We start from the raw sequence: 14,317 nt of genomic DNA on the forward strand, positions 1-14,317 counted from the left end.
ACGGCCTCGGCGCGGGCGCGATGGTGGGACCATGGGTGGAGGTTCTCGCGGGGCAACGGTGAGGTGAGGGGATAGATGGGCGCGGAGTACGGGCGTTCCGGCAGCTCGCAGAGCAAGCTGTCCCGCTGGCTGCGCAGGCGCGCCAAGGACGCCCCCGGCGCCGACGCGGACCGCCTCGCGCAGCTGCTGGCCGTCGCCGCCGCGAAGATGCCGATCGCGCCCGCCGCGTATCCGGCCGGATATCGATGTTCGTGCGAGCGGGTCGGCTGTCCCACCCCGGCGCGCCATCCGGTCTCCTTCGCCTGGCAGACCCAGTCGACCACCGACCGCGCCCAGATCGAGCGCTGGGCGCTCGGCCAGCCCGAGGCGAACTTCATCACCGCGACGGGCATGGTCCACGACGTGCTCGACGTACCCCTCGATGCGGGCCGTGAGGCCCTGGAGCGGCTGCTCGCCGAGGGCATCGACGTCGGCCCGGTCGCCGAGTCCGGCGGCACCGGCGACCAGGCCCGGATGCTGTTCTTCACGGCGACGCGGGGGACGCCGGAGGACGAGGACGAGTGGTGGCCGTGCGAGCTGGACTGCCACCCCGAGACGATGGACGAACACCCGGGCCTGCGCTGGCACTGCCGGGGCAGCTACGTCCTGATCCCCCCGGCCCGCCTTCCCGGCGACCACGAGGTGAAGTGGGTACGGGGCCCGGAGCATGCGTTGCCGGACCCCTTGACGCTCCTGGAGACCTTGACGGACGCGTGCGGGCGTTATGCGGGTACGGGGGACGCGCACGCAGTGGCATGGCCACTGGGCCGCTGAGCACTGCCGGGCTTTTTGGCTTTTAGGGGCGCGGGGCTGTGACATTTGCGGCTCCGCCGCGTGGGCGCGACCAGCCCAGGCCGGTCCGCAGTCAAAGAACAACGCATCCAGTGCGAAGCGCTACTCCCCCTTGGCCGAGGTCAGCCCCTGCAAGCGGTTGATCACTGTGATCGGGCCCCGGCCCGCCGGGACGCGGGCCGCCTCGTCCGAGACGCGCTCCTTCGTCAATACCGACTTCGCGTCGCCGGTCATCAGCGCGCGGACGTCCGGGCTGACGTTCAGGCGGACCCCTCTCGCCGCCGTCTGGCGTTCGAAGTGGCGGGTGGCGAAGAAGGCGAGGGCGCCGCCGTCCTGGGTGCGCAGGGCCAGGGGGGCGAAGTCGCCGCTGTCCAGCGGCTGGTCCACGTACTGGGTGGACATACCGGGAAGCGTCGCGTTCTTCTTGCGCAGCGCCCGCCACTCACTCGTGTTGGGGCCGGGCGCGAAGTTCTCGGGACGGCCGCTCTGCAAGTACGAGGCGTACTGCTCGCTCAGATCCTTTGGGGCCACGGCCAGCGACGTGTCGTCCGGCCGTACCGGCTCGGCCCAGCCGTCCTCGTCCAGGGCGAAGACCGGTACTTCCTTGGGGCCGAGCACCAGCAGATGGGCGACCTTCCACACGTCCTGCGGCCCGCTGCGGACGAAGACGAGCAGCCAGCGCGTGTCGCCCGCGCCCGTGTCCTGGTCGCGGTTGGAGTCGGTGTCCGCGACGAACCACCGGGGCCAGCCGGCCTTCTTCGGTATCGCGTACTTCGCGTCCGTCAGCGCCAGCGGCACATGCTGCGGGTTGCCGCCCGGGTTCGTCACCCGGCGGGCCTTGAGCCCGGCCTGGTTGACGGCCCCGAGCGGACCGGTGACCCGGCCCGCGTCGAGGGCCGGGTCATAGGCCTTGTCGGCCCTGTTGTACGCGTCCGTGAAGTCCCTGAGCGCCTGTGCGGCCTCAGCCCTGGTCGCCGACGGGACTACTTCCCGCTCGCCGTGCACCGTCACGCAGCCGCTCGCCGTCACCGTCAGCACGGTCACCGCCGCGAGCGCGGCCGTCAGCCGACTCACCCTGCTCATGGACTGCCTTCTGCCCCTCGCCCTTGACGTCCGCGGGCTTCTTGGCGCCCAAGGACTTCGCGAACCCTACCGGGGCGAAGAAGACGGCGAGCGTGGGGATGAGGTACAGCGCCCACACCGTGACCTGGAGGACGGTCGGGTCGGGCTGGAAGTTCAGGACGCCCTTGAGGACCGTGCCGTACCAGCTGTCCGGCGCGATCGTGGAACTGATGTCGAACGCCAGGCTGTTGATGCCGGGGATGAAGTCGGCCTCCTGGAGGTCGTGCACGCCGTACGCGAGCACGCCCGCCGCCACGACGACCAGCATCGCGCCGGTCCAGGTGAAGAACTTCGCCAGGTTGATCTTGAGGGCGCCCCGGTAGAAGAGCCAGCCGAGGAAGACCGCGGTGCCCAGGCCGAGCAGCGCGCCGATCAGCGGGTCGGTGTTGCCGCTGTCGGAGCCGGCCGCGTGCACCGACGTCCAGACGAACAGCGAGGTCTCCAGGCCCTCCCGGCCGACCGCGAGGAACGCGGTCGCGACGAGCGCGCCGGTGCCGAGCCGCAGCGCCGCGTCCAGCTTGCCGTGGAGCTCGGACTTCAGGAACCGCGCGGTGCGCCGCATCCAGAAGACCATCCACGTCACCAGGCAGACGGCGACGACCGACAGCGAACCGCCGAGCGCCTCCTGCGCCTTGAACGTCATCTCCTGCGAGCCGAATTCGAGCCCCGCGCCGAAGCCGAGCGCGACCAGGACGGCGACGGAGATGCCGATCCAGATGGGCCGCAGCGCCTCACGGTGGCCGGTCTTGACCAGGTACGCGACGAGGATGCAGACGACCAGGCTGGCCTCAAGACCCTCGCGCAGGCCGATCAGATAATTGCCGAACATTCGTTTCCCCTCAGCCCTCGGCCGATCAGCTGAACAGTGCCCGGCCCCACCAGTCGCCCTTGTCGCGGACGCCCGGCGGGACGGCGAAAATCGCCGAACTCACATGCTGGATGTACTCGTTGAGCGCGTCGTTGCGCGCCAGGCTGCGCTGCACCGGCAGGAAGCCCTTGCGGACGTCACGCTGGTACGCGAGGAAGAACAGGCCCGCGTCCAGGCGGCCGAGGCCGTCCGTGCCGTCCGTGAAGGAGTAGCCGCGGCGCAGGATCGTCGCCCCGTCGTTGGAGTCCGGGTGCGCCAGGCGCACGTGCGCGGTCGGCTTCATCGCCTTCAGGAACGGCTCGTCGCGCTCCTTGGCCTTGCCGACCGGGGCGCCCTCGCCCTTGTCGCGGCCGAAGGTGTCCTCCTGCTCCGTGAGGCTCGTACGGTCCCATGCCTCGATGTGCATCCGGATGCGGCGGGCCACCAGGTAGGAGCCGCCGGTCATCCAGGGCGAGCCGTCCTTCTCGCCGACCCAGACGTGCTTGTCGAGGGCGGCGTCGTCGGTGCCCGAGACGTTCCGGGTGCCGTCCTTGAAGCCCATCATGTTGCGCGGCGTCTGCGCGTCGGGCGTCGTCGAGGAGGTCTTGCCGAAGCCCAGCTGCGACCAGCGCACCGCGGCCTTGCCCATGCCGATCCGGGCCAGGTTGCGGATCGCGTGCACCGCGACCTGCGGGTCGTCCGCGCACGCCTGGACGCACAGGTCGCCGTCGCTGCGGGCCGGGTCGAGGTTGTCGTGCGGGAACTTCTCGATGTCGACCAGGGCCTCGGGCCGCTTGCCCTCCAGGCCGAAGCGGCCCTTGGCGAACAGCGACGGGCCGAAGCCGATGGTCAGGGTGAGCCGGGACGGCTTGAGGCCGAGCGCCTCGCCGGTGTCGTCCGGCGGCGCCTCCGCGAGCCCGCCGTACGCGCCCTCGCCGACCGTCTGGCCCGCGGTCATCCGGGCGGCGGCCGCCGACCAGTCCTTGAGGAGCTGGATCAGCTCGCCGCGGTCCTTGGTGGTCACGTCGAACGCGGCGAAGTGCAGCCGGTCCTGGACGGCGGTGGCGATACCGGCCTGGTGGGCGCCGTAGAACGGCACGGCCGCGCCGCTGTCGGCGGCGGGCACCGCGTCGCTGCCGTCACCGCGCACGGCGGCGACGGCGCCGCCGGCGGCCGCGGCGCCCAGGGCCAGGCCCGCACCGCCCCAGCCGAGCAGTGAACGCCGGGACGGGGCCGGGGACTTGGAGTCCTGGGTGGCGTCGGTGGTGCCGGCGTCGGTGGTGTCGCTCATGGCTGATTCCCCTCCTGTTCCTCTGCGTGCCGGATTACTTGGCGACGGCCGCGGCGAGCTTCGACAGCGGCTCGCCCAGGGCGTTCACCCCGTCGGAGAGCTGCTTGCGGTCGCCCTCGCCGACCTTGTCGTACGAGGTGAAGTCGTACGAGGTCTTGTCGGTGCGGTACTTGTCGAGCTGGGCCTCGATCGCCGCGAACTGCTTGTCCAGCTCGGCCGTCAGCTTCGGGTCGTTCTTGGCGGCGACCGGCTTCAGGAGCTCGTACGCCTGCTGCGCGCCCTCGACATTCGCCTTGAAGTCGACCAGGTCGGTGTGGCTGTACCGCTCCTCCTCACCGGTGATCTTGTTGCGGGCGACCTCGTCCAGGAGCTCCTTGGCGCCGTTGGCCATGGAGGTAGGCGTGATCTCGGCGGTGCCGACGCGCTTGTGCCAGTCGGCGATGTCCTTGTCGAGCTGGACGCCGAGCTTCTTCTCGTCGTCCCCGATCTTGCCGTCGACCCACAGCGACTTCTCCAGACGGTGCCAGCCGGTCCACGTCTGGCCCTTCTCCAGGCCGTCCTCGCGGGTGTCGGTCTTCGGGTCGATGTCACCGAACGACTCGGCGACCGGCTCGGTGCGCTCCCAGCCGATGCGCGACGGGGCGTACGCCTTCTTCGCGCCCTCGACGTCGCCCGCCGCGATGGCGTCGGTGAACGTCTTCAGCTTCGGCAGGGTGTCGTCGGCCTGCTGCTGCACGTACTTGCGGTACGCGGCGACCGCGGCGTCCAGCTTCGGGTCGCGCTTGGCGGTCTCGCTGCCACCGGTGACGGTGATCTTCTGACGGATGCCGTCGCCCTTCATGCCGGGCTTGCAGGCGATCTCGTACGAGCCGGCCTTCACCTCGGCGGTGAGGGTCTGCTTCAGGCCCGGGCCGATGTTCTCGCGCTCGGCGACGATGCGGTCGTCCGGGAAGAGCAGGTAGACCTCGGTGACCTTGGAGCCCTTGTTCTCGATGGCGAACTGCACGTGCCCGGCCGCGAACTCGGTCTTGGACACCTTGCAGGCGCTGTCGGACGCGGTGACCTGAACGGCACCGTCCGCGCCGGAGGAGTCGCTCTTCGAGGAGCAGCCCGTGACGGCGGCCAGAGCCGCGACGGTCGTGGCGGCGGTGACTACGGAGAGGCGGACGGCTCGCATGCGGGCTCCATGCTGGTTTCGGTCAGTGGGTGAGGCGGACCTAACTTAACCGAGGCTTACCTGACCGATACCCACCGGGTCGGTGATTCAGCTCTCACCAGGTGCTCAGTTGTCGCCATCGATAACAGGCCAATCACAGGACGGCCATGACGGGGTCAAGGGACGGTCAAGGAGCGCTGTGTCCGCGCGTGTGTTGTTGAATGCGTACGTGATGGAAAACGCCGTACTGATCGACGTACTCAGGGTCTTCTGCGGCCCCGCCGGCCACCACGGGAACGCCCTCGGTGTGGTGCGCGAGGGCTCCTTGCTGCCCGACGAGGCGGCGCGGCAGGCGCTGGCCAAGGAGCTCGGCTTCAGCGAGACGGTGTTCGTCGACGACCCCGAGCGCGGCGCGGTCGACATCTACACACCGGGCGTGCGGCTGCCGTTCGCGGGCCATCCGCTGGTCGGCGCGGCCTGGCTGCTCGACATCGACGTACTCGAACTGCCGGTGGGCGAGATCTTCGCGCGCCAGGACGGCGAGTTCACCTGGATCACCGCCCGCGCCGAATGGGCCCCGCCGCGCACTTTGCGCCAGTACGCCACGGCCACCGAGGTGGACGCGCTGGACGTGCCCGAGCCGGGGGAGTGGATCTACGCCTGGGCCTGGGAGGACGAGGCGGCGGGCCGGGTCCGCGCCCGAGCGTTCCCGGGCCGAGGCGACGGAATAGACGAGGACGAGGCCACGGGAGCGGCGGCCCTGCTCCTCACGTCCACCCTGGGCCGAGCCCTGAACATCACCCAGGGCAAAGGCTCCCAACTCCTGACGGCCCCGGCCCCGGACGGCCTGATCGAACTGGGCGGACGAGTCCGCTTGGAGCGCAGCATCACGAGATGAGGGCCGCAGGGGCGTGCGCCGCTGCGCCTTCGGCCGCATTCAGGGGCGCTGGGCGTGCTGCCTTGTTTTCAGGGGCGCGGGGAACTGCGCGACAAGCCACAACGGGCCCGCACCCGAAAACGCACCCCAACAGCCGAGCGCAGCGTCACGCGCTGAGGGGGAACTCCTCGCCCAGCTCCCGGAACACGGCGGTGTTCAGCGCAAACGCACGCCGACACTCGTCAACGATCCGCTTCCGCTCCAGCTCATCCGCGTTCACCGCGTCCAGCAGCGCCCGGTAACTCCGTTTGAACGCCGCCGGGTTGGCGATCGACTCGAAGACGTAGAACCGCACGCCGTCGCCCTTGCGCGCGAACCCCCACGCCCGCTCCGCCCGGTCGCGGATGATCTGGCCCCCGGAGAGATCGCCGAGGTACCGGGTGTAGTGGTGCGCGACATACCCCCCGGGCCAGGTCACCGCACACTCGCGGACTCGGGCAGCGTACGCCCGGGTCGCGGGCAGCGGGGTCGCGGTCCGGCACCAGTCGGAGCCCCGCAGATGCGTCAGGTCCCGCTCCAGCGAAGCCGTCCGCATCAGCTCGGACCGGATGAAGGGACCGGCGACCGGGTCCTGTCGCAGCGCCCCCGCGCCCTCCTCCAGCGCCCGGTACACGAACCACAGCTGCTCGGTGTAGCGCGCGTACGCCTCCACACCGAGCCGCCCGCCCAGCAGATCGCTCATGAACCGGGAGGTCTCCGCCTCGGTGTGCTGCTCGTGCGACGCCGTACGGATGAGGGTGGAGAAGGGCGTGTCCAAGGCGTGCCTCCGGAGACCGAGGGGACGGGAACCAGCCCCGATCCTTCTACTTAGGCTTACCTAAGTCAACTGGTTCCCGACGTCCTGTCGGTAAACGTGTACCCCCTCGGGACGCCTGTGCAACGCGCCGGTCATGGCAGCGTCAGGATCTCCGCGCCGGTCTCGGTCACGACCAGCGTGTGCTCGAACTGGGCCGTCCGCTTGCGGTCCCGGGTGACGACCGTCCAGCCGTCCTCCCACATGTCGTACTCGTGCGTACCGAGCGTGAGCATCGGCTCGATGGTGAACGTCATGCCCGGCTTGATCACGGTCGTGGCGTGCGGCGCGTCGTAGTGCGGCACGATCAGGCCGGAGTGGAAGGCGGTGCTGATGCCGTGCCCGGTGAAGTCCCGCACGACGCCGTAGCCGAACCGCTTCGCGTACGACTCGATGACGCGGCCGATGATGTTGATCTGGCGGCCCGGCTTCACGGCCTTGATGGCGCGGTTCAGCGACTCGCGGGTCCGCTCGACCAGCAGCTTCGACTCCTCGTCGACATCGCCGCAGAAGTACGTGGCGTTGTTGTCGCCGTGGACGCCGCCGATGTACGCGGTGACGTCCAGGTTCACGATGTCGCCGTCGTTCAGGACGGTCGAGTCCGGGATGCCGTGGCAGATGACCTCGTTGACCGAGCTGCACAGCGACTTCGGGAAGCCCCGGTAGCCGAGCGTCGAGGGGTACGCGCCGTGGTCGCACATGAACTCGTGCGCGACCCGGTCGAGCTCGTCGGTGGTCACGCCGGGCGCGATGAGCTTGGCGGCCTCCTCCATCGCCTGCGCGGCGATGCGGCCCGCGATCCGCATCAGCTCGATCGTTTCGGCGGTCTGCACCTCGGGGCCGGAGTGCGGCGTGGGCATCGGCTTCCCGACGTACTCGGGACGGCGGATGTTCCCCGGGACGGAGCGGATGGGAGAGAGCTCCCCTGGTACGAGCAGCGACTGGCCAGACATGCCGGCGAGTCTATCGAGCCCCCTTGGGGCAGCATGGTCCAGAAGGCCCGAGGAAGGAGCCTCCCATGGCCCTGTTCAAGAAGCGCACGGTCGGCAAGCCGGGCGAGTGGTACTACTGCCTCGTCCACCACAAGGTCGAGGAAGGCCCGGAATGCCCGGCCAAGGACCGCTTCGGCCCCTACGGGACCCGAGAGGAAGCGGACCACGCGATGCAGACCGCCCAGGAACGAAACCTGGAGTGGGAAACAGACCCGAAGTGGCACGACAAGTCGTCCGATCAGGAGGACTGACACGGCGCTGCGTGCCGCCGGGAGCGCGGTGTCACCACCTCGCCGGTGGCGGCGACGTCAGCTGGTCGGCCAGGCGCGACAGGCGGTCGCGAAAACGCCGGCCACCACGCTGCACCGGCGCCCCGTTCTCCCCCGCCGCCGCGCTCACCAGATGCTGCACCGTGTCCAGGGACACCTCCCCGTCCGGCTCGACCGTCAGGGACTCGTGGACCAGGCCCCGCACCTCCCGGTCGCCCCCGTCCAGCGCCAGCACCGTCGCCCCGGCCCGCCGGGCGTCGTGCATCCGCTCCAGGAGGCCCGGCGCGGGCCGGTCCGGCGCGACCACCAGGAGCGTCTCGCCCCGCCCGGCCGCCTCCAGCCTGCCGAGGCCGACCGACAGATGGGGGCCACGGCCCGGCTCCACGTGATGGCGGACCAGCGTCGGGGTGAGCTCCGCGACCCCGGACCAGGCGGCCTCGTCGGTGAGGTGGGCCGCCAGATGCCACGGCTCGTACGCCTCGGTCCCGACAAGCAGCAGCCCCCCGCCGTGCGGCACCACGGACGCCCGCAGCACGCCCGCGAACCGGCGGGTGCTGCGCAGCCACTCCGTCCCGGCGAGCACTTCCCGCAACAGTGCGACGCGTACGGCATCCATGGCCCGGCATCCTGCCGCACCCCACGCCCCGTTGGGGCTCAACGGCCGCATGGCCACCCGAACGGGCAAACCCGTAAGGTCGCTGCATGACTTCCACTGACAGCGCCGCGAACACTCCGAAGCCCGCCGCCAAGGACCCCTGGGACCTGCCCGACGTCTCCGGCCTGGTCGTCGGCGTGCTCGGTGGCACCGGTGACCAGGGGCGCGGGCTCGCCTACCGGCTCGCCCGGGCGGGCCAGAAGGTGATCATCGGCTCGCGGGCCGCCGAGCGCGCGCAGGCCGCCGCCGACGAGCTCGGCCTCGGCGTCGAGGGCGCGGACAACGCCGAGTGCGCGCGCCGCAGCGACATCGTGATCGTCGCCGTGCCGTGGGACGGACACGCCAAGACCCTTGAGGCGCTGCGCGAGGAGCTCGCGGGCAAGCTCGTGATCGACTGCGTCAACCCGCTCGGCTTCGACAAGAAGGGCGCGTACGCCCTCAAGCCCGAGGAGGGCAGCGCCGCCGAACAGGCCGCCGCCCTGCTGCCGGACTCGCGGGTCACCGCCGCCTTCCACCACCTCTCGGCCGTCCTGCTCCAGGACGCCTCGATCGAGGAGATCGACACCGATGTGATGGTGCTCGGCGAGAGCCGCGCCGACACCGACCTCGTCCAGGCGCTGGCCGCCCGGATCCCCGGGATGCGCGGCGTCTTCGCCGGGCGCCTCCGCAACGCCCACCAGGTCGAGTCGCTGGTCGCCAACCTGATCTCGGTGAACCGCCGCTACAAGGCGCACGCCGGCCTGCGCGTGACCGACATCTAGGGCAGTAACAAGGACGTACGCGACCTACGTCCCGTACCGATCGGGGCATGGGGGACACTGGACGGGCATCAGCGCCGTACCCGGACAGGAGCCGACCCCCATGCCCCGCCTCGCTCTGTACGCCCTCGTCGTCTGCGTCCTCTCGGTCGCCGCGGCCGTGGTCTCCTTCGTCGAGGGCAACTGGACCGGGATCGTCTGGATCCTGCTCGCCGGGCTCTCCTCCAACATGGCCTGGTACTACCTGCGCAAGGCCAAGGCGCAGCGCGCCGCCGTCAGCCGGTGAGCGACGGGATGTCGGACGTGTGCTCCCAGAAGCGGTAGAGGCGCTGGCCCCAGTACGTGTCGTACTCGCTGACGCCGAGGGCGCGCAGGACGCTGTGTATCGCGTCGAAGAACGCGTGGTTGACCGGAGGCAGCAGCCACAGGCAGGCGAAGACCGCGAGCAGCCCGAAGGGCGCGATCGCCTCGAACTGGCGGCGCAGGCCCGGTGAGAGCCAGGGCTCGATCACCCCGTACCCGTCGAGCCCCGGGACCGGCAGGAAGTTCAGGATCGCGGCCGTCACCTGGAGCAGCGCCAGGAACGCGAGGGCGAGGCGGAACTCGGTGGGCACGCCGTCCAGCGCGTGCAGCCAGAACGGCGCCGTGCAGACCACCGCGAACAGCACATTGGTGAGCGGGCCCGCCGCCGAGACCAGGCTGTGTTTCCAGCGGCCCCGGATCCGGCCGCGCTCGATGAAGACGGCGCCGCCGGGCAGCCCGATGCCGCCCATGATCACGAAGATGACCGGCAGCACGATCGACAGCATCGCGTGCGTGTACTTCAGCGGGTTCAGCGTCAGATAGCCCTTGGCGCCCACCGAGATGTCGCCGCCGTGCAGCGCGGTGCGGGCGTGCGCGTACTCGTGCAGGCACAGCGAGACCACCCAGGCGGACGTCACGAAGAGGAAGACGGCGAAGCCCGGCTTGTTCGCGTACCCCGTCCACACCGCCCATCCGCTGACCGCCATGACGGCGACGATCCCCAGGAAGACAGGGCTGATCCTCCGGTCGCTGCGGCGGGAGGTGACGGTGGACATGTGCGGGGCTCCTGGGATGGAGGTGCGATCGGACGGGCCCGACCGTACAGGTGATACCTGTCGAACGTACGGCGATCCCGTACGAGTTCCGGCGCTGACCACCGTTCGGTGGCGCCCCGGTCGCCTTGTGGGTGGCGGGTGTTGGGGGTCCCCCCTGCTCCTCAAGAGCTTGGGGGACGGTGGAGGCGTCGGGAGCCGCGCGCGTCACGGAGAATGGACGCGTGCGCTACCGGATTATCGGCACCACCCAGCTGTTGAACCCCGAAGGAACGGCGGTCGCCGTCGGCGGGGCGCGACTGCGCGCCCTGTTGACGGTGCTCGCCCTGCGCCCCGGCCGGACCGTGCCGGTCGCGCGGCTGGTGGACGAGGTGTGGAACGGCGAGCCGCCCGCCGACGCGGCCGGTGCGCTCCAGGCGCTGGTCGGCCGGCTGCGGCGGGTCGCCGGGCACACGGCGGTCGCCTCGGCCGAGAGCGGCTACCGGCTCGACGCCGCACCGGACGACATCGACCTGTACCGCTTCGAGCGGCTGGCGGGGGAGGGCGTGCGCGCCCTGGAGCAGGGCGACCCGGCGAAGGCCGTCGCGCTGCTCGACGACGCGCTGGCGCTGTGGACCGGGCCGGTCCTCGACGACCTGCCCGACCGGGCGGCCGAGGCGGCCCGCTGGGAGGCCCGCCGCCTGGACACCCGCCGGGCGCGGCTCGCGGCTTCACTCGCGCTCGGCCGGGCCGACGAGGCGCTGCCCGAGCTGGCCGCGCTCTGCGCCGCGCACCCCCTGGACGAGCCGCTGCACGCCCTGCGCATCCGCGCCCTGCGCGCGGCGGGCCGTACGGCCGAGGCACTGGCCGCGTACGACGACGTCCGCCGCACCCTCGCCGACCGCCTGGGCGCCGACCCGGGCCCCGAACTGCGCGCGCTGCACGGCGAGTTGCTGCACTCCGAGGAGCCGCCCGCGCCACGCGCCCCGGTGCCTCACGCCTTCGGCAACCTCCGCGCCCGGCTCACCTCCTTCGTGGGGCGCGAGGCGGACATCGAGGTGATCCGGGGGGACCTGGGCGGGGCGCGGCTGGTGACGCTGCTCGGGCCCGGCGGCGCGGGCAAGACCCGGCTCTCGCAGGAGGCCGCCGAGGCCGTCGACGCGGCCGGGGACGGCTGGCCCGACGGGGTGTGGCTCGCGGAACTCGCGCCGGTGGCCGACCCGGCGGCCGTGCCCGCCGCCGTCCTCACCGCCGTCGGCGCCCGCGAGACCGTGCTGCACGGCGCGGGTGCCGAGGAGCTGCGCGCCGCCGACCGTGCCGGCGCCGACCCGCTGGTCCACCTCGCCGCGTACTGCGAGCGCCGCCGGATGCTGCTGCTCCTCGACAACTGCGAGCACGTCATCGGCGTGGCCGCCGAACTCGTCGCGTATCTGCTGGCCCGCTGCCCCGGGCTGACCGTCCTGGCCACCAGCCGCGAACCACTGGGCGTGCCGGGCGAGTTGGTGCGGCCGGTGGAGCCGCTGCCCGGGCCCGTGGCGCTGCGGCTGCTCGCCGACCGGGGCGCCTCCGCGCGGCCCGGCTTCCGGATCGAGGACGACCCCGATGCCGCCGCCGAGATCTGCCGCCGCCTGGACGGTCTGCCGCTCGCCGTGGAGCTCGCGGCCGCCCGGCTACGGATGTTGACGCCTCGTCAGATCGCGGACCGGCTCGACGACCGGTTCCGCCTGCTGACCAGCGGCAGCCGTACCGTACTGCCGCGCCAGCAGACGCTGCGCGCGGTCGTCGACTGGTCCTGGGACCTGCTGGAGGAGTCCGAACGTACGGTCCTGCGCCGCCTCTCCGTCTTCGCGGGCGGCTGCGACCTCGCGGCGGCGGAGGAGGTCTGCGCGGACGGCGATCTCTCTTGGACCGGAGCCGTGCACGCCGACGACGTCGCCGTCCTGCTCGGCTCCCTCGTCGACAAGTCACTTGTCGTGGCCGCGCCCGGGGACGACGGCGGGATGCGCTACCGGCTGCTTGAGACCGTCGGCGAGTACGCGGGCGAGCGCCTCGACGGCGCCGGGGACCGGGGCGCGGCCGAGCGCCGCCATCTGGTGCACTTCCGCGAGCTGGCCCGCACGACCGACCCCAAGTTGCGCGGCCGGGGCCAGCGCGCCGCCATCGCCTTCTTCGAGCGGGAGTACGAGAACCTGCGGACCGCACTGCGTCGGGCCGTCGCCCTCGCCGACGAGCAGGAGGCGCTGTGTCTGGTCCACGCGCTCACCGCGTACTGGCATGTGCGCGACATGCGCGGCGAGGCGCGCCGCTGGGCGCAGGCCACCGCCGAGCTCGGCCCCGACCCGTTCGCGCCGCCCGTCGCCCCCGCGCCCCCGGTGTACGCGCGCTGCACCGACAGCCCGCCGCCGATGGAGCACGAGGTGCTCCAGGAGGCCCGGCGCGGGGTGCGGCTGATCATGCTCGCCGACATGGACCACGACATCGACACATGGACGACCCCCGAGGCCAAGGAGCGGCTGCGGGCCATCGCGAGCGTCTACCGGCCGGGGCTGCCGCAGACCTGCCGGATGCCCGGCGCGCTCTGGTTCTTCACGGTCGTGCTGACCGGCGACGCGAACGCGCTGAAGGACATGCTCAACGCGACGGTGGAAGCGTGTGCGGAGCTGGGGTACGACTGGGACCTCGCCAACGCCCTCCAGATGCGGGCGAACGTCCTGGCCAACCGGAGCGAGTGGGCGGGCGACGCGGGCCGTGACGCCGACGCCGCCCTGGACATCTTCCGGCGCCTGGGCGACGACTGGGGCATGGCCGAGTCGCTGTCCGCACGCGGCGAGGCACGGGAGCGGCGCGGCGAGTACGAACGCGCGGCCGCCGACTACGACGAGGCCGTGCGGTACGCGGAACGCCTGGGAGCCCCGGGGCAGGTGTCGCTGCTCAAGGCGCGGCTCGCCGGGGTGCTCCTGGAGACCGGCGAGACCGGGCGCGGGGAGGCGATGCTGCGCGAGATCGTCGCCGCGGGCCGCCGGGCCGGGTACGAGGCGTTCCCCGCCGCCCGGCTGTTCCTCGCGATGTGGCTGGGCCGCAGTGGCCGGATCCCCGAGGCCCGCGAGCATGTCGCGGTGATGCTCGACGAGTTCAAGTCGAGCAACCTCTCGCTCTTCGAGGGCTTCGTCGTGGGGGTACGGGCCTGGCTGAACAGCACCGAGGGGCTGTTCGCGGACGGTCTGCGGGACGCCCACGACGCCCTTGACCGGGCCCTGGACCCGCTGGCCCGGATGGTCGCGCCGCAGATGATCCCGGTCCATCTGCTCAGCGTCGCCTGGGCGATGGCCGGGCTCGCGGACCCCGGCACCGACGCCGCCCGCGACGCGGCCCGGCTGATCGGCGCACACGACTCCCTGCTGCCGCCCGTCCATGTCCCCACGGCCATGGAGAAGGACCAGCGGACCGTAGTGGAGTCGGCCGTCCGCCCGCTCCTCGACGAAGCCGCCTACGAGGCCGCGTACGCTGAAGGCGACGGCCTCTCCATCGAGGAGGCCGTCGCCTTGGCGCGACGCGATCGACGAGGGGATCCGGACCCCCGTACCTGACACCCAGTCGGGATCAGCTGGACT

14 protein-coding genes are annotated in these 14,317 nt (G+C 71.7%); 6 read left to right on the forward strand and 8 right to left on the reverse strand.

The window, feature by feature from the left end; genetic code table 11:
• The first annotated feature begins 75 nt into the window (after window positions 1–75).
• Window positions 76–813: a bifunctional DNA primase/polymerase gene (locus tag ACT1U9_RS22240; RefSeq protein ID WP_444534428.1), complete on the forward strand. Its 738-nt coding sequence runs from the start codon at window positions 76–78 to the stop codon at window positions 811–813.
• 120 nt (window positions 814–933) lie between these two features.
• On the opposite strand, the gene ACT1U9_RS22245 is transcribed toward ACT1U9_RS22240, so the two are convergent.
• Genes ACT1U9_RS22245 through efeO form a run of 4 tightly spaced genes read right to left on the reverse strand, consistent with a single transcriptional unit; the run spans window position 934 to window position 5,268 of the window.
• Window positions 934–1,905, reverse strand: a complete 972-nt coding sequence (locus ACT1U9_RS22245) for a hypothetical protein (protein WP_444539220.1) — start codon at window positions 1,903–1,905, stop codon at window positions 934–936.
• A complete protein-coding gene (efeU, locus tag ACT1U9_RS22250) occupies window positions 1,793–2,782 on the reverse strand; it encodes an iron uptake transporter permease EfeU (protein WP_444534429.1) in 990 nt (329 codons plus the stop codon). The genes ACT1U9_RS22245 and efeU overlap by 113 nt, the downstream gene beginning before the upstream one ends.
• Window positions 2,783–2,807: 25 nt before the next feature.
• Entirely contained in the window at window positions 2,808–4,091 is a 1,284-nt protein-coding gene (gene efeB, locus ACT1U9_RS22255) for an iron uptake transporter deferrochelatase/peroxidase subunit (protein WP_444534430.1), read from the reverse strand.
• Window positions 4,092–4,125: 34 nt separating this feature from the next.
• Window positions 4,126–5,268 carry an iron uptake system protein EfeO gene (gene efeO / locus ACT1U9_RS22260; RefSeq protein ID WP_444534431.1) on the reverse strand — a complete coding sequence of 381 codons (1,143 nt, stop codon included), beginning with the start codon at window positions 5,266–5,268 and terminating at the stop codon, window positions 4,126–4,128.
• A 211-nt stretch (window positions 5,269–5,479) separates the two neighbouring features.
• On the opposite strand from efeO, the gene ACT1U9_RS22265 reads away from it, so the two are divergent.
• Window positions 5,480–6,145, forward strand: coding sequence for a PhzF family phenazine biosynthesis protein (locus ACT1U9_RS22265; RefSeq protein ID WP_444534432.1), 666 nt, complete (start codon window positions 5,480–5,482; stop codon window positions 6,143–6,145).
• 145 nt (window positions 6,146–6,290) lie between these two features.
• On the opposite strand, the gene ACT1U9_RS22270 is transcribed toward ACT1U9_RS22265, so the two are convergent.
• Both ACT1U9_RS22270 and map read right to left on the reverse strand, forming a co-directional pair.
• Window positions 6,291–6,941 (reverse strand): biliverdin-producing heme oxygenase, encoded by a 651-nt coding sequence (locus tag ACT1U9_RS22270; protein ID WP_444534433.1) that lies wholly within the window; start codon window positions 6,939–6,941, stop codon window positions 6,291–6,293.
• Window positions 6,942–7,072: 131 nt separating this feature from the next.
• Complete coding sequence (gene map / locus ACT1U9_RS22275; RefSeq protein WP_444534434.1) at window positions 7,073–7,930, reverse strand: type I methionyl aminopeptidase; 858 nt, start codon at window positions 7,928–7,930, stop codon at window positions 7,073–7,075.
• Between the two features lie 65 nt (window positions 7,931–7,995).
• On the opposite strand from map, the gene ACT1U9_RS22280 reads away from it, so the two are divergent.
• Window positions 7,996–8,220 (forward strand): hypothetical protein, encoded by a 225-nt coding sequence (locus tag ACT1U9_RS22280; protein WP_444534435.1) that lies wholly within the window; start codon window positions 7,996–7,998, stop codon window positions 8,218–8,220.
• A gap of 31 nt (window positions 8,221–8,251) precedes the next feature.
• Here the strand turns inward: ACT1U9_RS22280 and ACT1U9_RS22285 are convergent, their stop codons facing one another.
• Window positions 8,252–8,854, reverse strand: coding sequence for a hypothetical protein (locus ACT1U9_RS22285; RefSeq protein WP_444534436.1), 603 nt, complete (start codon window positions 8,852–8,854; stop codon window positions 8,252–8,254).
• 86 nt (window positions 8,855–8,940) lie between these two features.
• Between ACT1U9_RS22285 and npdG the strand changes: the two genes are divergently transcribed.
• Window positions 8,941–9,654, forward strand: coding sequence for an NADPH-dependent F420 reductase (gene npdG / locus ACT1U9_RS22290; RefSeq protein ID WP_444534437.1), 714 nt, complete (start codon window positions 8,941–8,943; stop codon window positions 9,652–9,654).
• Window positions 9,655–9,754: 100 nt separating this feature from the next.
• Window positions 9,755–9,937 (forward strand): hypothetical protein, encoded by a 183-nt coding sequence (locus ACT1U9_RS22295; protein WP_444534438.1) that lies wholly within the window; start codon window positions 9,755–9,757, stop codon window positions 9,935–9,937.
• Here the strand turns inward: ACT1U9_RS22295 and ACT1U9_RS22300 are convergent.
• Complete coding sequence (locus ACT1U9_RS22300; RefSeq protein ID WP_444534439.1) at window positions 9,927–10,730, reverse strand: site-2 protease family protein; 804 nt, start codon at window positions 10,728–10,730, stop codon at window positions 9,927–9,929. The genes ACT1U9_RS22295 and ACT1U9_RS22300 overlap by 11 nt on opposite strands.
• Before the next feature lie 221 nt (window positions 10,731–10,951).
• Between ACT1U9_RS22300 and ACT1U9_RS22305 the strand changes: the two genes are divergently transcribed.
• The gene (locus tag ACT1U9_RS22305; protein WP_444534440.1) at window positions 10,952–14,293 is read left to right on the forward strand and encodes a BTAD domain-containing putative transcriptional regulator; all 3,342 of its coding nucleotides are present in this window, start codon (window positions 10,952–10,954) and stop codon (window positions 14,291–14,293) included.
• The last annotated feature ends 24 nt before the right edge of the window (window positions 14,294–14,317 follow it).

This window comes from Streptomyces sp. BR1 (assembly GCF_052373795.1).
Taxonomy (GTDB): domain Bacteria; phylum Actinomycetota; class Actinomycetes; order Streptomycetales; family Streptomycetaceae; genus Streptomyces.